At 60.1% G+C, this 18410-nt stretch carries 17 protein-coding genes; 8 read left to right on the forward strand and 9 right to left on the reverse strand.

Features of this window, described 5'->3' with window-relative positions; all coding sequences use genetic code 11:
- Positions 1 to 40: 40 nt before the first annotated feature.
- Entirely contained in the window at positions 41 to 1204 is a 1164-nt protein-coding gene (locus V5735_RS23015) for a sugar ABC transporter substrate-binding protein (protein ID WP_423747424.1), read from the reverse strand.
- Between the two features lie 185 nt (positions 1205 to 1389).
- Here V5735_RS23015 and V5735_RS23020 point away from each other — a divergent pair, with 185 nt between their 5' ends.
- From V5735_RS23020 to V5735_RS23030, 3 genes are all read left to right on the forward strand, one after another.
- Positions 1390 to 2349, forward strand: a complete 960-nt coding sequence (locus tag V5735_RS23020) for a mannonate dehydratase (protein WP_423747425.1) — start codon at positions 1390 to 1392, stop codon at positions 2347 to 2349.
- Between the two features lie 204 nt (positions 2350 to 2553).
- Positions 2554 to 3651 (forward strand): Gfo/Idh/MocA family protein, encoded by a 1098-nt coding sequence (locus V5735_RS23025; protein ID WP_423747426.1) that lies wholly within the window; start codon positions 2554 to 2556, stop codon positions 3649 to 3651.
- Positions 3652 to 3657: 6 nt separating this feature from the next.
- On the forward strand, positions 3658 to 4518 hold the full coding sequence (locus V5735_RS23030; RefSeq protein ID WP_423747427.1) for an amidohydrolase family protein: 861 nt from the start codon (positions 3658 to 3660) through the stop codon (positions 4516 to 4518).
- A gap of 104 nt (positions 4519 to 4622) precedes the next feature.
- Here V5735_RS23030 and V5735_RS23035 read toward each other — a convergent pair whose 3' ends face one another.
- Positions 4623 to 5426, reverse strand: coding sequence for an SDR family NAD(P)-dependent oxidoreductase (locus V5735_RS23035; protein ID WP_423747428.1), 804 nt, complete (start codon positions 5424 to 5426; stop codon positions 4623 to 4625).
- A 568-nt stretch (positions 5427 to 5994) separates the two neighbouring features.
- On the opposite strand from V5735_RS23035, the gene rdfA reads away from it, so the two are divergent.
- The 3 genes from rdfA (at position 5995) to V5735_RS23050 (ending at position 9238) form a co-directional block, all read left to right on the forward strand.
- Positions 5995 to 6612: a rod-determining factor RdfA gene (gene rdfA / locus V5735_RS23040; RefSeq protein ID WP_423747429.1), complete on the forward strand. Its 618-nt coding sequence runs from the start codon at positions 5995 to 5997 to the stop codon at positions 6610 to 6612.
- Between the two features lie 157 nt (positions 6613 to 6769).
- Positions 6770 to 8719 carry an archaea-specific SMC-related protein gene (locus tag V5735_RS23045; protein ID WP_423747430.1) on the forward strand — a complete coding sequence of 650 codons (1950 nt, stop codon included), beginning with the start codon at positions 6770 to 6772 and terminating at the stop codon, positions 8717 to 8719.
- A 363-nt stretch (positions 8720 to 9082) separates the two neighbouring features.
- Positions 9083 to 9238, forward strand: a complete 156-nt coding sequence (locus tag V5735_RS23050) for a hypothetical protein (RefSeq protein WP_423747431.1) — start codon at positions 9083 to 9085, stop codon at positions 9236 to 9238.
- Positions 9239 to 9439: 201 nt separating this feature from the next.
- On the opposite strand, the gene V5735_RS23055 is transcribed toward V5735_RS23050, so the two are convergent.
- The 7 genes from V5735_RS23055 to V5735_RS23085 all read right to left on the reverse strand — a co-directional run bounded on the left by V5735_RS23055 (position 9440) and on the right by V5735_RS23085 (position 16694).
- A complete protein-coding gene (locus V5735_RS23055) occupies positions 9440 to 10207 on the reverse strand; it encodes an IclR family transcriptional regulator (RefSeq protein ID WP_423747432.1) in 768 nt (255 codons plus the stop codon).
- A 221-nt stretch (positions 10208 to 10428) separates the two neighbouring features.
- A complete protein-coding gene (locus V5735_RS23060) occupies positions 10429 to 11493 on the reverse strand; it encodes a 2,3-butanediol dehydrogenase (RefSeq protein WP_423747433.1) in 1065 nt (354 codons plus the stop codon).
- 90 nt (positions 11494 to 11583) lie between these two features.
- On the reverse strand, positions 11584 to 12540 hold the full coding sequence (locus V5735_RS23065; protein ID WP_423747434.1) for a VOC family protein: 957 nt from the start codon (positions 12538 to 12540) through the stop codon (positions 11584 to 11586).
- A gap of 190 nt (positions 12541 to 12730) precedes the next feature.
- On the reverse strand, positions 12731 to 13489 hold the full coding sequence (locus tag V5735_RS23070) for a CoA-transferase subunit beta (protein ID WP_423747435.1): 759 nt from the start codon (positions 13487 to 13489) through the stop codon (positions 12731 to 12733).
- Positions 13490 to 13491: 2 nt separating this feature from the next.
- Positions 13492 to 14409: a CoA transferase subunit A gene (locus V5735_RS23075; protein WP_423747436.1), complete on the reverse strand. Its 918-nt coding sequence runs from the start codon at positions 14407 to 14409 to the stop codon at positions 13492 to 13494.
- A 107-nt stretch (positions 14410 to 14516) separates the two neighbouring features.
- Positions 14517 to 15857 (reverse strand): glycerate kinase type-2 family protein, encoded by a 1341-nt coding sequence (locus V5735_RS23080; RefSeq protein ID WP_423747437.1) that lies wholly within the window; start codon positions 15855 to 15857, stop codon positions 14517 to 14519.
- 60 nt (positions 15858 to 15917) lie between these two features.
- Entirely contained in the window at positions 15918 to 16694 is a 777-nt protein-coding gene (locus tag V5735_RS23085; protein WP_423747438.1) for an SDR family NAD(P)-dependent oxidoreductase, read from the reverse strand.
- Between the two features lie 113 nt (positions 16695 to 16807).
- On the opposite strand from V5735_RS23085, the gene V5735_RS23090 reads away from it, so the two are divergent.
- Both V5735_RS23090 and V5735_RS23095 read left to right on the forward strand, forming a co-directional pair.
- Positions 16808 to 17620, forward strand: a complete 813-nt coding sequence (locus tag V5735_RS23090) for an alpha/beta fold hydrolase (RefSeq protein ID WP_423747439.1) — start codon at positions 16808 to 16810, stop codon at positions 17618 to 17620.
- A 52-nt stretch (positions 17621 to 17672) separates the two neighbouring features.
- Positions 17673 to 18293 (forward strand): FAD-dependent oxidoreductase, encoded by a 621-nt coding sequence (locus tag V5735_RS23095; RefSeq protein ID WP_423747440.1) that lies wholly within the window; start codon positions 17673 to 17675, stop codon positions 18291 to 18293.
- The last annotated feature ends 117 nt before the right edge of the window (positions 18294 to 18410 follow it).

Genomic DNA, 18410 nt, shown 5'->3' on the forward strand with positions numbered 1-18410 from the left:
GTGCGAACGGTGGGTTCGATCATTGTCGGTGGAGGGTGGATTATTTGTTACTCCAGATGTTGCCCCAGAGGTACGGCTTACCGGCGTTCTGCTGGGTAATCACGATGCTGTTGGTCTGGAACCACGGGTGACCGTTCTGCTCTTTTATCGGCGCGGGTGACCAGATCTGCTTCGACCACAGATTGACCCCCTTGTGCTGGTGCGCGTTAATGTTGAAACCGCCTTCTTTGACCGTCGAACCGACGTTCGGAATCGCGCTCTGTCCGTCGCCATCGACGCCACCGGCGCTGACGTACTCCCCCATGTACTTGATGGCGATCGGGTTGTAGAAGTAGTTCGGCTGGTCGACGGCGGCGTCGATGAAGCCCTTTTTGACCAACGGATTGACCTGCGGGCTGCCGTCCATTTGCGTGAGGACGATGTGTTTGTCGTTGCCCTTCTTGTAGAGCGCGTTGAGGTTACGGAGCGCGCCGACGACGCCGAGGCCCATCGAGAGGTTCCCGGAGTAGATGCCGTCGGGTTTGCCGTTCGCGTTGATGTACTGCTGGACTTTGTTCTGGGCCGTGTCCTGCGCGTAGTCGCCGTTGATGGTCCTGTCGATAACGACCTTGTCCTGCTTTTTCATCACGTCGATGAACCCCTGACTGCGCTGGTTCGCCGACTGGTTGCCCTGCGCACCGCGGATGTTCAGCACGTGCCACTCGTTTTTCCCCGATTTCTCCTGTTTGAGGGCTTTGACCATCTGCTCGCCGCTCTTTCTCCCGCCCGCGTAGTTGCTGAACCCGACGTAGAGGGGTATCTTCGAACTGGCCGTGTCAGCGTTGGTCGCCATCACCGGCACGCCCTTTCGCATCGCGTAATCGATGGCGCTCTTCGCGGCACCGGTCGACCAGACGCCGACGATGATGCCGTCGTACCCCTTGTTCGCGAAGTCCCGGATGTCGGTGATCTGTTTCGACGCGCTCTGACGGTTCGGCCGGACGTCGAGGTTGATGTTGTTATCTTGACAGTAAAACCGCGCGGCCTCGACGTAGGCCGTAATCCACGAACCGCCGCGGACGTACGACGTGAATCCGAGTTTCTTCAGGTTGTTTTGGCGTGACCGACTGCCGGTGCACCCCGCGAGGCCGACCGCAACGCCCGCCCCCACTGCTTTCAGATATTTTCGCCTCCTCTTTCCACGAGTCGTGCTATCGCCTCTCATGGTCCCGCATCATTTGTCGTGAGGGTCATAGATAAACATTCTGAACGGATGTGAATATTTACAAGTATGTATTAAAATTCTTGAAAATGAATTCAACTACTGACGATTGAATGAAGATAAATCTGATCCCCGACGTGCGACGGCGACCCATAATCCTCTTACTGATGAACCCCGAATCGTCAAGGATGATTCGACCAGCGCTCGTTCTACCGCCGGAACCTGACGAACGGTGGGAGCTCGCGAAACAGGTCGGTGTCACCGACGCCGTGATTCACCCGCTCGAAATCGGCGACGGCCGAACTCGGTGGACGTACGACGACCTACGGGGGCTCATAAATTGGCTCGAAGCCGACGGCCTCTCCCTGTCGGTCATCGAGGGAAGCGTCCCCCTCACCGACCGGATTCGCCTCGGACTCGACGGGCGCGACGACGACATCGCCGAGTTCGAGCGGTTCCTCCGCGATTGCGGCGAACTCGACGTTCCGGTCGTGGCCTACGACTGGATGGCGGGCGTTCGCTGGGCGCGCACCGAGGCGCACGTCGAATCACGGGGCGGGTCGCTCGTCACCGGATTCGACGAGCGAAAGGTCCGCGGCGGTCCGGAGTCGGTCGCGACCGAAGCGACGCACGAGGACCTCTGGGACGCGTTCGAATACTTCATCGGGGAGGTGGGTCCGGTCGCCGAGGAAGCGGGCGTCAAACTCGCGCTCCATCCGGACGACCCGCCGCGCTCCGACCTACGGGGTATCCCCCGCATCGCGACGAGCGTCGAGGCCTACGACCGCGTTCTCGACGCCTACGACAGCGAGTACAACGGCATCACGTTCTGCCAAGGGAACTTCGCGGCGATGGGTGCGGACATCCCGGACGCGATTCGTCACTTCGGCGACCGCATCAACTTCGTCCACTTCCGCGACGTCGAGGGCGACGCCGACCGGTTCGTCGAGACGTGGCACGACGACGGCCCGACCGACATGGCGGCGGCGATTCGCGCATACAGAGACGTCGGCTTCGACGGTCCGATGCGACCCGACCACGTTCCCACGATGGCGGGCGAGGACAACCACAACCCCGGCTACCACACGAAAGGACGGCTGTTCGCCATCGGCTACATGAAAGGATTGCTCGAAGCGACCACGAACTGAGGGATATACCCACGGACACGGACCCGGCGGTCGGTCGGGGAGATGCCGACCGACGGCCCACGAGCGACGTGCGAGATTTTATTACCTGCGAAATCTAGTTCGTGGACGATACCGAAGCGCGTATCCGCGGGCCAAGGGAATTCGTCGTCGGTCGAGCCGTCCACCGCGTCGCTCCGGATGCGTTCTTCGAGGGAGGAGCACGATATGACGTACCGCGCCGGTATCATCGGCACTGGCGGCATCGCGGGGATGGGCATCTTGGGGATGCACGACGAGGACGACATCGGCCGGAAGAAGGTCGAAGCGAGCCACGCGGGTGGGTACGCGGCGACCGAAAACATCGAACTGGTAGCCGTGGCCGACATCGACGAGGAGAAGCTACGGACGTTCGGCGAAGCGTGGGAGATTCCGCCGGACCGTCGATACGCGGGCCACGAATCGATGCTGACGGCGGAGGACCTCGACGTCGTTTCGGTCTGTACGCCGTCGTTTCTCCACCATCGACACGTCGTCGATGCGGCGGAGTCGGCCGCGAGTCCCAGCGTCGTCTGGTGTGAGAAACCAATCGCCTCCAGCGTCGCGGACGCACGGGAGATGGTCGACGTTTGCGAGGAGACGGACACGGAACTGGTGGTCAACCACTCGTTCAGGTTCACGGATAAGATACGGCGACTCCGCGGTCTCGTTCAGGACGAGAACCTCCTCGGGGACGTTCGCTCGGTGAGTTCCCAGTTCCGGATGGAGCTGTTGCGGAACTCGACGCACCTCCTCGATACGCTCGTCTACCTCCTCGACGCCCGCGCCGATACCGTCGCCGGTCACCTCACCGGCGAGAACGAAGCGGTCACGTCGCTCGACGCCGGACGGACCGTCGACGATTCGGGGGGCGGCGGGTTCGTCGTCATGGACGACGGAACGTTCGCGACCGTCGACTGTACGGTCCCGCGCGACATCTCGTCGATGACGCTCCAGTTCGTCGGAACCGAGGGAAAACTGTACCTCAACATGGACGACGGCGAGTGGCGATACTGGCGACTCGAGGACGGAACCCACGTCGAGGCGGACCTTCCGGGAATCGACAAGGCGTGGACGTGGGAGGACGACTATCGTCGCGCCTTCCCGAACGCGGCCCGACACGTCGAGGCGCTGCTCGATGGCGAGACGACGAACCACTCCACCGGAACGGAAGCCACGCGGTCGCTCGAAATCATCGTCGGGTTCTACCTCTCACACTACACCGGCGGACGGATTCCCATCCCGCTCGACCGCCCGCTCCGCGACGTCCGCATCACGTCGTGGTGATATCGCATGCGCCGTATCGACACACACACGCACGCTTGGGGGTCCGATACCGCCGAACGACCGTGGGCCGCGGAGGTGCTCCCGCCGGGGTGGACGGGGGCGTACACCCACGACGACCTGGTTTCCGACATGGACGCGGCGGCGGTCGACGAGGCGGTCGTCGTGACGACGCCGCTGTACGGCCGCGGTGCGGGTGCGAACGACTACACGCTCCGGAGTATCGCCGCCCACCCGGACCGCCTCTGGGGGGTCGGCATCATGGACTTCTTCGCCGACGACGCGCCCGACCGACTTCGGACTTTCGTCTCTCACGACCGCCTGTTGGGCGTTCGGATGCACGCCGCCTTGAGCTACGACCCGATTCCGACCGACGTCGACCGCGAGAGCGAGTGGATTCTGGACGACCGCCTCGGTCCGGTCTGGGATGTCGCGGCCGAATGCGACGCTTGCGTCTATCTCTTCCCGAAGGCACAGCAACTCGGCGCGGTCGAGCGCGTGGCGGAACGCTACCCCGACGTCGCGCTGGTCGTCGACCACATGGCGTGGCCCGATGAAACGACGACCTCGGACGACCCGCCGTGGACCGATTTCCGCGCCCTAGCGCGGCACGACAACACCCACGTGAAGGTGAGTTCGCTTCCCCGCTCTTCGGACGAGGGGTGGCCCTACCGCGACCTCCACCCGTACGTCCGGAACCTCGTCGCGTGGTTCGGTGCCGACCGTCTCATGCTCGGGTCCGATTACCCGTGGATGGACGACTGGGCCACGTACGACCAGTGTCTGTCCTGGCTCGACGAGTGCGACGGGCTTTCGACCGCCGACCGCGCCTCCCTTCGGTACCGGACGTTTCGTGACCTCCACGGCTGACGCCACCGCTTCGACTCTCAGCAACTCCCCTTCGCGGACCGCGTCCGGTCGTTCGAGTCGGGTGACGAGCGACCGAACTTCGACGGTCGGTCCACGGTTCTCGCCTACTGCAGGTTTCCGCCGCCGCTGACGCGGAGGATGGTTCCGGTAACGTAGTCCGCGCGGTCGCTCGCCAGAAACAGCACGCCGTCCGCGATGTCCGCCGGTTGGCCGAGTCGGTCGAGCGGCCGTGCCCGCCCCCACTCAGATAGGACTGCCTCCTGACTGCTTCCCCGTCGTTCGGCTTCCCTGTCGGCTTCGTACCGTAGTTGACGGCTCTCGGTCACGTCCGTCGAGACCGCGTTGACGCGGATGCCGTGTTCGGCGAAATCGTTCGCCATCCGCCACGTGAGGCCGTTGACCGCCGTCTTCGAGACGCCGTACAGACCGCGGTCCCCCGCCCGTCGGTCGCCGGTCTGGCTCGAATGGTTGACGATACAGCCCTCGATGTCCCGCTCGATCATGTGGCGCGCGACGAGTTTCGAGGCGTAGAACTGGGCACGAACGTTGACGCTCATCGTGTGGTTCCAGTCTTCGAGCGTCGCGTCGACCATCGACGCTTCCTCGGGCCACACGGCCGCGTTATTCACCAAGAGGGTGACGCGCTCGAACGCCTCGACGGCCCCCGAAACGAGCGATTCGAGTTCGTCCGGGTCGCTCACGTCGGCGGCGACGCCGACGATAGCGCCGTCCGCGTCCGCTCGAAGTCCGTCGACCGTCTCCTGCACTTCGTCCTCCGACCGCCCGTTGATGGCGACGTTCGCGCCTGCCTCGGCGAGTGCGGCCGCGATTCCGCGGCCGATTCCCTTCGTCGACCCCGTTACGATGGCCGATTCGCCGGTGAAATCGTAGTTCGCTTTCCCCACCATAGTCCGACTTCGTGAGATGGCGACTTAACGTTCGGGCTCCGACGACCGCTTCGGGCCACGATTTTGGAAACAGCGCGAAAATCATTTGCCGCCCCCGCGGATCGTCTACGTCAGAGTTACTTGCTATCGCCGTCCATGATGTGTGCGTTTTCAGATCGATAGTATCGAGCGATAGGGCGTTTGTATCTCTGGTTTCACTTGGTGAAGCGATACTCACCGTATCTCTACGCGGACGTGTTACTACCCCGACTGTAACGGGACTACGGAAACGAGGTGCGTCCCTTTCTAAACATTTGTATCTGTAATAACCGACTTCTATGCACCATATAGAAATTTGATTTTTTATATATTTAATTGTCATATATGGGCAAAAACCACGCCAGAAAATATATTCGAGCGTTCATACATAGAAACAAATTGACGGTGGGTTACAATTACTTCTATTTTAATTTGGATCTCGATCACGCTAAATATCCCGTTTCGTCTTCGTCGAAATACGCTCATCCAACCGCCTGGAGATGGTTGGTAACAGAATACTTAATGCACGTGTCCGCTAACTTCTCCTACTGTGACCAACACCGGCCATCAGTACAAGGTTTCACGTGTCGCCAAAAAGTACGACCTCGCGGATATCGGGGATGAACTCGTCGAATTATGGTCCCGAGACGAGGACCCAGTCAGTCTCCGGGACTTGGCGACCTATTTCAACAAGCAAGTGTTGCAAACTGCCATAGAGAACGCCGCGATGGACACGCTTGATGGGGACACCGAGAATATATATCGACTGCTAACGGACGAGGATACGAGCCGCGGCGTAGAGATCGAGACGCAAAAGAAATTGGAACGAAATGGTATCGATGTCGATGAACTCAGATCCGATTTCGTCACCTATCAATCCGTGCGGACCTATCTTCAGAGCGGTCGGGATATCGAATATAGACAGCAAACGGATTCCGAACGAATCGAAAACGTCAACCGGAGCATCCAACAGCTTCAAAGCCGCACGCAAACCGTTGCCGAGGAAAATCTCGCACAGCTGAACCGTACTGATAGAATTGATATCGGGACGTTTCGGGTGTTACTCGACCTCCGCGTCTTTTGTGAGGATTGTGAGACGCAGTACGATGTACGCGAAATACTCGATCAGGGTGGCTGCCGGTGTGCGGATACTTCGATTGAAGAATGACGGCCGGTCGAGGCTCTCTTGAGAACGACGAAACACCGTTCTGGTTTTCTCCTCTCGTTCTACGACAGCGGTCACCGGTCGCCCGCTAACCGGTGTGCAACCACACGTGAAAGCCGACACGCCTAAATAAACGGCAACTAAACGTCCGACAATATCAATGAGCCAAGACCGAATCTCGCACGGGGTTCAACTCAGTGTCTCTGACATCGGTGGCATCGACGAAACGCAGGTCCACTTCGACCCCGGAGTTACTATCCTTGAGGGTCGGAATGCGACGAACAGGACGTCGCTGTTGCAGGCGCTGATGGCTGCGCTGGGCAGCGACCGAACTTCTCTGAAGGGCGATGCCGATGAAGGCCACGTCGAATTCATACTCGATGACCGAACATATACGCGGACCCTCGAACGGCAAAACGGTACGATACTCTCTAGCGGTGACCCGTATCTCTCGGATTCCGAACTCGCGGACCTCTTTGCGTTCCTGTTGGAATCGAACGAGGCCCGACAGGCCGTCGCACGAGGTGACAACCTCCGAGACCTCATCATGGAACCGGTCGACACCGAGGCCATCCAACGAGAAATCCGTCAACTCAAGCAGGAGAAACAGCAGCTCGATGGCGACCTCGACGAACTCGACTCCCTGAAATCGAACCTCCCACAACTCGAACAGAAGCGGACTAAGCTCGAATCCGATATCGAATCGAAGCGAGACGAACTGCGGGAAAAGGAGGCGGAACTCGACGCCGTGGACGCCAACGTGGACGAGACCCGCCAAGAAAAAGCCGAGCTGGAGAACAAACTCGGCGAATTGCGCGATATTCGCACGACGTTGGAGGACATCCGGTTTGATATCGAAACCGAGGAGGAGAGTCTCGAAGCCCTCCGTGAAGAGCGGTCGGAGGTCGAAGCGGAATTGGACGAACTGGCCGAGACACCGATGGGTGAAATCGACCGCATCGAGGCGCGCACGAATCAGCTGCGTGACCAAAAGCAGACCCTCGATTCGGAACTCAACGAACTCCAGAGCACGATCCAATTCAACGAGGAAATGCTCGACGAGACCGAAGGGAAGACGTCAACGAGGTGGTTCGATGCGTCGGATTCGGGCGGGACGGTGACCGATCAGTTGGTGGCCGACGAGGAGACGGTGGCGTGTTGGACGTGCGGAAGCGAGGTTCAGCGCGATCAAATCTCGACGACGGTCGATCAACTCCGTGGTCTCCGCGAGGAGAAACTCGACCGGTCACGGTCGATACTGGAAGAGATCGACGAGTTGACCGACGAGCGTGAGCAACTCGAGGCCCAACAGCATCGCCGAGACCGATTCGAGCGCCGACTGGAGGAAATCGCGACCGAAATCGAGGGGCGGACGGAGGCGCTCGAAGAGCTGCAGGGGCGACGTGACGAACTGACGAGTGCAGTCGGCGATCTCGAAACTGAAATCGAATCACTTCAAGGTCAGGAGTACAACGAGACCCTCGACCTTCACAAGGAGGCCAATCAGCTCGAATTCGAACTCGGTCAGCGTGAAGAGCGGTTGGACGAGGTGAAATCGGAGATCGCATCTATCGAAGACCGGTTGGCCGAACAGGATCGGCTCGAAGCACAACGGGCGGAAGTTCGGTCCGAACTCGAAGATTTGCGAACCCGCATCGACCAGCTCGAACGACAGGCCGTGGATGAGTTCAACGATCAGATGGAGACCGTCCTAGACATCTTGAACTACGCCAACATCGAGCGGATCTGGATCGACCGAACGCAAGAGCGGGTGCGAGAAGGCCGTCGGAAGGTTTCGAAGAACGTCTTTGACCTCCACATCGTCCGTCAATCGAGATCCGGAACGACGTACGAAGATACCGTCGACCACCTGAGCGAGAGTGAACGGGAAGTAACGGGACTCGTGTTTGCGCTCGCCGGCTATCTCGTCCATGACGTCTACGAACGGCTTCCGTTTATCTTGCTCGACTCGCTCGAAGCGATCGACGCAGAACGGATCACGAAACTAGTCGAATATCTAGAACAGTACGCCGATTATCTCGTCGTCGCCTTGCTCTCGGAAGACGCAGCCGCACTCGATACCGAGTACCAGCGCATCTCCGATATCTAACCGGAACCTTCGCTCTCAGTTGATCGGCGCTCACGCTTTCGATTCACCCTCCCCGTTGAATTTGGCCCGTTCGCGTGTCGGTGGCGCGCTCGATCGGAGGTGGCATAACAAACATACGCTTGTTATGGCCATTCCATAACAAGCGTACTTCTGTTACGGAAACTCCCCGATTCTCGACCATGGCGGCTGGCTACAATCCCGCTATATCGGTTCGTCCATCGGCAGCCTCCAGATCCATGAACCGGCCGAAGTGACCAACGAGCTTGCCATGTTCGAAATACGGGACCGCGCTCGTATCATCACCCCGTTTCGAGAGAACGGCGACCGAGGTGTGTCCACGCGCCCACTCGCTCGGGACGACGGATGGACCCCAACCAGACTGCCGGTGGAAAGGCCATCCTCTCCCGGCCGCCGGAGGAAGAGGTCCGTGCCAGCACCGATAGCGCGGGTCTTCCCGGAAAGACGCAGAATACGGTTACTACGGACCGAGCCGATGGAGGAACTCGAAACCGTTCGTGAACGCGAAGACGTCTTCACCGGTCGTTGGCGCGTGCTCGGTCGCGGGTCCACGGCACCTGATGGCGAGGAATCGATTGGATGCGGAAATCGTCGGCACGCCGCTGAGCGTGGCGAACGAACTGGAACTGAATATAAATCTCCCACAGGAGTCGACCGACATATTCGGATATGGGTGGTCGAAACGAGACGGAACGAATCTCTCTAAACGGAGTGTTTGATATGGAGTTCTAGCTCGTTGGTCGCCGCCAGCACATATTCGGAACAGGTTTCGATCAACCGTTCCCCTTTGAGGCGATGTGCGGGCCCAGAGATGCTCAGTGCTCCGATCACGGTCCCCGATCTGTCTAAAATGGGCGCGCCGACGGCATTGACGCCGTCGGTCGATTCCTGTCTGTTGAAGGCGTACCCCCGCTCCGTAACTTCTGCGAGCGCTTCGTCCAGCTCTTCTCTCGTGGAAATATTGCCCCTTGCACCGCCAGCGAAGCCGTGTCTGTTCACGATTTCGTCGACCCTACTCTCCGGAAGATTGGCGAGTATGGCTTTTCCCGCCGCACTCACGTGAAGCGATCCCCTGCGTCCGATATGTGCTCCCGTCTGTACGGCACTCTCCCCGACCTCTGTATACAGATAGACCCGTTTTCCGTTCTCTTCGACGATGAACTGCGCCCGTTCCCCGGTATCCGCTGCGAGCTGATCTACTTTTTCTTTGATTATCGGAAATGCCGTGACTTGCTGTTGGGCATATCCCCCCAAGGTCAAGAAGCGGAGTCCGATGCGGTACTCCTTCTCCGACTTGACGATGTAACCGTATTCTCGTAACGAAACCAAGTGCCGGTGGACGGTGCTTTCAGATAATCCTAAATATTCGGATAGCTGTGGAATCGTGCCCCCGTTTAGCTCTCGAATGGCATCGACTATATCAAGGGATGTCTCCGTCGTCTTCGATCTGGTCTTGATCTCGTTTCCCATAGTACTGTGGTACGCGGTAGCAAATATAAATCCTACATAATCGGACTATGTTGCAGGTTGTTTGACTTCGGAGTTCGCTAACTCCGTCTCGCCGTTCTAATTCGGCCGTTCGTGGTGAGCGATAACCGTCAGCGATACCGTAACCAGCGTGGAATCCCGTCCTTGGTAATCCGCTCCGGTCCTATCAATTAGGATGGCTCGATACCGACCGGTCGGTACTCCTACGGACGGACCAGAATTTTGATCTCCTCGCTCTCTGCATCGAGCAACCGCTCGAACCCGTCTCGAACGATGTTCTCCAGCTCTATTTCGGACGTCACGAGCGGTGTCGGATCGAAAACCCCCGTCTCGAAGTTTCTCATGGTCGTGCGAAACTCTTGACCCGAAAGCGGGCCGCCCTGATACGCCGCCGTTCCGACGACGGTCGTTTCGGGCATTACGATGTCGTTGAGATCGATCTCGATGGTCTCTTCGAATATACTGACGATGGTCGTCGTACCACCGGATTTGACGGCAGCGAGCGATTGGTTGACCGATGGTTCGACACCGGCTACTTCGAACGAGACGTCGACACCGCCGTCGGTGTGTTTGCGAATCGTTTCGACGGGGTCCGCGTCGGTGGGGTCGATGACCTCGTCAGCGCCGCATTCCTTTGCGAGCGACCGCCTGCTCGCCCTCGGTTCGGAGACGTACACGGGGCCCGCACCGGCGGCGACGGCCGCTTGAACGACCGTCAGTCCGATAGGGCCGCTTCCGAACACCGCCGCGGAATCACCGGCTCTGAGTCCGGACCGTTGGACGGCATGGACCCCGACAGTAAACGGCTCGACGAGCGCGGCGAGATGCGGCGGGATGTCGTCGGGAACCGGAACGACCGTTTCGGCCGAGACGACGATGTTCTCCGCGAAGCCACCGCCACCGCCCGAAAGCCCGACGAATCCGCCGGACTCGCAGAGACGGTATTTGCCTTCGTCACAGTATCGACACTCCCCACACCAGATAATCGGGTTCACCACGACGTGGGTTCCGACCTCGATATCGACGCCTTCTCCGACTTCCGTGACGGTTCCACCCATCTCGTGTCCGATCGTAATCGGCAGTCGTTCTCCCGTCACGGGATGGGGTTCGTCGGGTATCGTAATCGGACCGCCGACGTACTCGCCGAGATCCGATCCACAAATCCCGCAAGCGGCGATTTCCACGCGGACATCGTTCGAACCCGCGGTGTCCGGTTCGATCTCTTCGACGCGGACGTCCGATGGTCCGTAGTAACGTGCTGCGCGCATACTGATACCGATTCTTCTCTCCGCAATAAAGATGGTGAAACCTGACAAGTCGAGTCAACGTCTGGGGTACAAAAATCGAACGACGACCGATTAGTTGGTTTCCAGCGGCGGGAGCATCTCGTTGATGCGCTCGACGTCGACTTCGAGCCAGTCCGGCACTTTCAGTTCCTCACCGTACTCCTCGGGGTCTTGGTCGATATCGAAGCCCGGCCCGTCCGTGGCGTACTCGAAGACGGCTCCGCCGGGTTCGGTGATGTACCGCGAGTGGAAGTAATCCCTGTCTTTCGTGGAGGTCGTGATGTACCCGTTCTCACGGAGAATGTCGCTGATCTCGTCCTGCTCCCAGTCGTTTTTGACGCGGTAGGCGACGTGGAGGTACGTCCCGATGCCCATCACGCCCTGCGGTGCGTTCGGGCGGATCAGGACGTCAACCGTTGTGGCACACGGAGCGTCACCGGGTGCTTCGTAGCGCATGCGGTCTCCTGCCTGCGGGTGAGTGCCTTCTCCGACGCGATCCCATCCCATCGTTTCGAGGACGTCCATCGTCCCCGCCGGGTCGTTCGAGTGGAGGGTCGTGTTGAACATTCCGCGGATGGCGTACTCCTCCGGGATGTCGCTGCCGTCCGTGTACGGTTCGATGTCCGATTCGCCCGTCACCAGTTCGAACGGGAGCCCGTCCGGGTCGGTGAACTCGATTGCCGTCTCGTCGAACCGCTCCTCGACGGTGTAGTTCACGTCGTTCTCCTCGAACCGACCCTTCCAGTAGTCGACCGACCCGTCTGGGATAGTCAGACCGACTGAACGCATCATTCCCTTGCCAACCATTCCTTTTTCCATCGGCATGTTGGTCATCGGGAAGTAGGTGACGATCGTACCGGGTGTTCCCACCTCATCACCGTAGTAGAGGTGGTAAATCTTCTCGGGTACGTCGAATCGAACCGTGCGCTTGACGAATCGCATTCCGAGAACGTTCGTGAAGAAATCGTAGTTCTCTTGCGGATCGTCACAGAACGCTGTCACATGGTGAATGCCTGTTATCTCTGGCATGGTATGGTACAACAGAACGTATAGAGGGATAGCATATAATACTTTGTGTTAAAGGATGATTATCGTTTCTCGGCGACTACTCTCCGGCCACGTACGTGCATATACGCACGAAATCCCCGCGTACGACTCACGGTTCCCAACGAACCCGGAACTCCAACCCAAAACAGCCCATCCTTCAACACCGGCCGAGCTAACTCGTGTACACTCCCTCAGGGTCGAGGTCGTGACGGATCAGTTCGATTTCCTCTTCGGTCGGCGGCGTGGTCTCCCCAACCTCCTCTCCGATAGAGAGGTCCCACCCGGTTTCCGCTTGGATCGCCGCTTCCGTCACACCTGGATGTATCGAATCGAGATACATCTCACCGCCGTCGTCGAATCGCATGACTCCCATATCGGTGATTACGGCGTCCGGGCCGCCTCGCAACCCGAGTTCTTTTCTGTTCTTGCGACCGCCGACGTAGCCGGGACTCGTAACGAAGTCGACTTCTTCCGGAAACCGCCGTTCGACGTGCGGCGTGATGATGATCGTCCGATGGGCGTTACTTGCGATTTCACAGGCCCCGCCGCTCCCCGGGAGTCGAACGGTGGGGTTCTCGTAGTCACCGATAACCGTCGAGTTGATGTTGCCGTATCGGTCGATTTGCGCACCGCCGAGGAAGCCGACGTCGATGCGTCCGGCCTGCAGATAGTACCCGAAGCCGTGCACCATCGGGACGATACTCTTCGCGTTCGAAGCGAGTACCGGGTCGCCGATGGAGAGCGGTAACTTCGACGGGTTCGAGTCGATCGTCCCCGATTCGTAAATCATCTCCAAATCCGGCGCGTGCGTTCGCTTCGCCAGATTGCAGGCGAGATTGGGGATACCAACCCCGACGAGCGTGGTATCGTCATTTTGGAGTTCCTGTGACGCGCGAGATATCATCAGTTCCGTGTCCGTGTAGTTCGTCATCGTTAGTAGTCTCCCATATCGACCGGTGTCGCGTAGTTCGACCGTGGCTGTAGCTCCGCGAACCGCTTCGTATCCAGTTTTTCGAGGTATTCCGTGCGATTCTCGACGCCGTTCACCCACTCGTCCAGCCACTCTAACGTCGATTCGTGCGTTTCGGCCTGTTTGTCCCAGTTGAGATACGCCCGATTATCTCTGTCGTAGTATCCCTGTGCGTACGAGGGATGTGAGCCGTACGGTTCCTCTACCACGTAGTCCACCACGGTGTCCGGGATGAGCGTTCGATTCGGGTCGCTTCGGATAACGTCCGTGTCGACGATTTCCTCGACGCTCAACACGACCGTGTCGGCAGCAAACGCCGCTTCGACCATCTCACCGACAATTCCCCACAGTTGTGCGCTTCCCTGCTCGTCGGCCCGCTGTGCTCTAACGACCGCAACGTCTGGGGTTAGCGGTGGGACGACCGGGATTTCGCCCGGTTCATCGCCGTAGGGATTCTCGACCGTCCGAATCGCGTCGATGTGCTCGGGATAGTCGGAACCGACGTAGGTTCGGAGCGGGAGGAACGGGAGGTCACGGGCACCGGCCTCCAAGCGCGAGACGAGACCGAAGTGCGAATACTCGTCGATGGATATCCCGCGTGGCACCTCGTCTTCGAAGGCGCGGCGGAAGGCACGAAGGCTTCCAACGCCGGGATTGCCCGCCCACGAGAAGATCACCTCGCTCGCACAGCCCGCGGCTATCATCTGGTCGAAAATCAAATCCGGCGTCGCCCGCGCGACCGTGAGATTTTGGTACCCCTGTCTGATGATTTCGTGTCCCGCCGCAAAAGGGATGAGGTGGGTGAACCCACCGAGATATATCGTTTGTCCGTCCTCGATAGCGGTCGATATCGCCTCCTCCATCTCCATTATATTTCCCATCTTACATTTCACTCCGTCGTTGGGACCCCGTGTATTCAACGGTAACCACCATAGGGAACGGTATCACGTGTGATGTAATAAACCTCGGGTTCTCGCGGGACGGCTCCCTATCTCCCTCTCGGTTCCCCGACGAGGACGACTCGGAGATCGTTGACGTTGGTGCCGGTAGCGCCAGTCCTGATCAGTCCGTCGTGTGCGTCGAGATACGCGTAGGCATCGTTGCTCCGGAGGGCAGCGTGTGCATCGTTTCGCTCTTCCGCCGTAACCGTCGATTCGTCGACGAGTGCGCCCGCAACGTCGCTGTTGCCGTCGATTCCATCCGTATCGACGGCGGCAACGACGAGGCCCTCGTCGATGGCGAGAGCGGCGCTCAGTGCGAACTCCTGATTCGGTCCTCCCCGTCCACGTTCTCGAACCGTGACCGTCGTCTCACCTCCCGATAGCAGTGCGACCGGCGGTTCGAACGGTCCACCGTGGGTCAGACACTCCTCCCCGATGCTAGCGTGAATATCGCCGACGTCGCTCGCTTCACCTTCGATTTGTGCGGAGAGAACGACCGCGTCGAATCCGTTCTCGCGGAGCGACCCCGCCGCTGCGGTCAGCGCGGTTCGTCCGTCCGCGAGGACGTAGTTCGTCACGGTATCGAACACGGTGTCCGTACTCCCCGGCGTTTCCTGCCGCTCACCTGACGTTCCCGTCTCGATGAGTCGGTCGACGCTCGGGGGGAGCGTCAGGTCGTATCGCTCCGCGACCGCCCGACAGTCCTCGTAGGTCGATGTATCCGGGGCAGTGGGACCGCTTGCGATGACGTCGAGCCTGTTTCCGACCACGTCGCTGAATATCAACCCGACCGCGGTGGCGGGCGCGATTCGTCGTGCCAACTGACCGCCCTTGAACGACGAGAGATGTTTCCGCAGTGCGTTTATCTCGTCGATGGTCGCGCCGCTCCGGAGCAACTGGTCGGTCAGGTCGCGGTAGTCTTCGAGAGAGAGCGCCTCGTCGGGCACGCACATGAGCGCGCTCCCACCCCCCGAGATGGTGACCAAAACGAGGTCCTCCTTTCCCGCGGAGTCGGCGAGTTCGAGCAGTTTGCGGGTTCCTCGAACGTTTTCCCGCGACGGGAGTGGATGTGTTCCTTCGACGGTCTCGATGCGGTCCGTTTCGGCGGGGTCGTCCGTCACGACGACGCCGTTGGTAATGCGGTCGCCGAGAAGCCTTTCGAGCGCGGCGGCCACTCGCCCGCCCGCATTTCCTCCCCCGATGACGTATACGTTCGCGTACGATCGGAGGTCGTATTCGTCGTCGGCAACGTGTAGCACCTCCCCTTCGACGGCGACCGTCTCTTCGATGACCGACCTCGGGTGGGCCGCATCGATTCCGGCCTCCAGTGCGTCGAGAACGCGTTCGTGTTTCTCGCTTCGGGAGAGGTGGGATTTATTCCGTATCATGCCCGGCAATGGACATGTGAGACGTATAAAGACCCCGGCTGGACGGCGGGTTGCGCCTCATCAGGGACCGCCGGTGTTGACCCAGCCCCCATCGACGAGAATTCCCTCCGCGGTCACGTACGATGAGAGTCCGCTCGCCAGAAAAACGGCGACGTTACCGAGCTCGGCGGGCGTTCCCAACCGGTCCAGCGACGTCTCGGCCGCCCGAGCACGCGCGGCCTCCTCCGGGTGGTTCTCGGCGAGTCCGGTTTCGTCGGTGAAACCCGGCTGAATAGCGTTCACGCGGACCTCCGGCCCGAGCAGTTCGGCGACGCCGAAGGTCATCGATTTCACACCTCCCTTCGCCGCGCTGTAGAGGATGGATCCGGGTTCGACGAATCCCTGCTCGGCGGCGGTGCTGGCGACGTTGATGATGGAACCGCTGCCGCGTTCGACCATCCGCTCACCCGCGGCCTGACAGCCGTAATACGCACCCTTCAAATTGACGTCGATCAGCGTCGCAAAGTCGTCGTCGGTCGTCTCGAAGAAGTCTACCGAGTGGACGATACCGGCGTTGTTGACCATCACGTCGATGCCGCCGAATTCGTCGGCGGCGTCCACCGCGCCGACGAGGTCGTCGTAGTTCGTCACGTCGCATTCGACGAACAGACCCCGCGAGTCGGTCTCGTCTTCGATGGCTTCCAACGTAGGTGCCGTGTTCGGCGTTCGGGGTGTCTCCCGTATGTCGGCAACGACGATGTCCGCTCCGTGCGCGGCGAGTTTCAGTGCGATCCCGCGACCAATGCCGCTGGCGCCGCCGGTGACGACGGCTGTCTTGTCGGCCAAGAGGCTTGACATACGGTATCACTCAGCAGGAGATGGTATGAAAGCTACGGTCCGCTCGACCTTCCCGGCTCGTTCTTTACCGACCACGAAAGCATATATGCACCATCCCTGTAGTACGAATTAGTATGGTGTCTCGCACTATCGATGGTGGCGGCGACGTCACCCTCGCGGTAGAGGACGCGGGGAGCGGGCGGCCCGTGGTGTTCGTTCACGGCTACTCCCAGAGTCGGCTCTGCTGGCGAAACCAGTTCGAATCCGATCTGGCCGACGATTTCAGACTCGTCGCGTTGGACCTTCGAGGGCATGGGGAATCTGACAAACCGCGCGATGCATATGGGGATTCGGAGTTGTGGGCCGAGGACGTCCGCTCCGTCCTCACCGAACTCGAATTGGATGACGTCGTTCTCGTCGGGTGGTCGTACGGGGGACTCGTCGTCCTCGACTACATCGAGGCGTTCGGGACGGACAGGGTTGCGGGTATCAATCTCGTCGGTGGCGTTTCGGAAATCGGCACCGAAACGGGTACCGCGCGGCTCGGGTCCGAATACATCGACCTCATCGAGGGGTTCGTCTCGACCGATGCCGAGGTGAGCGTTCGGACGTTGCGGAAGTTCGTCGACCTGTGCGTCTACGGCGAGCTTTCGCCCGCGGACCGATACTACATGCTGGGCTACAACGTCGTCGTTCCACCTTACGTCCGGGACGCGCTCCGCAACCGCACGGTGAGACACGACTCCGACCTCGCGACGCTCGACGTTCCCGTCCTGCTGACCCACGGTGAAGCGGATGCCGTCGTCGTTCCGGCGGCGGCACGGGAATACGCGGAACTCATCGATGACGCGGCGCTATCGATGTACCCGGAGACGGGCCATTCGCCGTTCTGGGAGCGCCCCGAGCGGTTCCACCGCGAACTTCGAGATTTCGTACTGGGGCTGTAGATGACACGCCATTGACAGAATCTTTTTATATTGATCACCGGGATGGTACTGTATGCCCGCATCGCGTATCACCCGAATCGAGGACGTCGGAGAGCAAACCGTTGCGATCGAGGTCGAGACGCCGACCGAATTCGAGGCCCATCCGGGCCAGTTCGTTCTGGTTCGAGCGACCATCGACGGCGAGGAAGCAACCGGCTACTACACGATCTCTTCGCCCGACGTCGAGGAGATATTCGAGATGACCGTCGCGGTCGACCCCGACGGGACGCTCGGCCCGTGGCTCGTCGAGCGAACGCTCGGCGAGGAGATTACCGTCGAGGGGCCGTTCGGCGACATTCGATACACCGGAGACGCCAACGCGTTGGTGTTCGCACGCGGCCCCGGTATCGGACCGGCGGTTGGTATCGGGGAACGTGCGACGGAGGCCGGGCACGACGTGACCATCGTCCACGGCGGGAACCGACCACCACACCGAAAACGGCTCGCCGACTTGGAGGAGCGCGGTGCGACCGTCGTCCTCACGGACGACCTCGTCGGGACGGCGGAGTCGGTGTCCGCGGCCCAGGCGTACGTCTTCGGGTTTCAGGGATTCGTCGAGGAGGTGAAAGACGCCCTCGTCGCTGCCGGTGTCGACCTCGCCGACGTCGAAATGGAGAGCTTCGGCCCGGCGTAAGGTAGCACGGCGACCCTCTCATAGAAACGGTTTCCTCCCGAGTTACAACGATTCGTCCGTGCGTGACGTATACGCCGCGGGAGGGTATCGTCCGCTACGACGTGAAGTTCATCTCTG

This window comes from Haladaptatus sp. SPP-AMP-3 (genome assembly GCF_049568665.1).
GTDB lineage: Archaea > Halobacteriota > Halobacteria > Halobacteriales > Haladaptataceae > Haladaptatus > Haladaptatus paucihalophilus.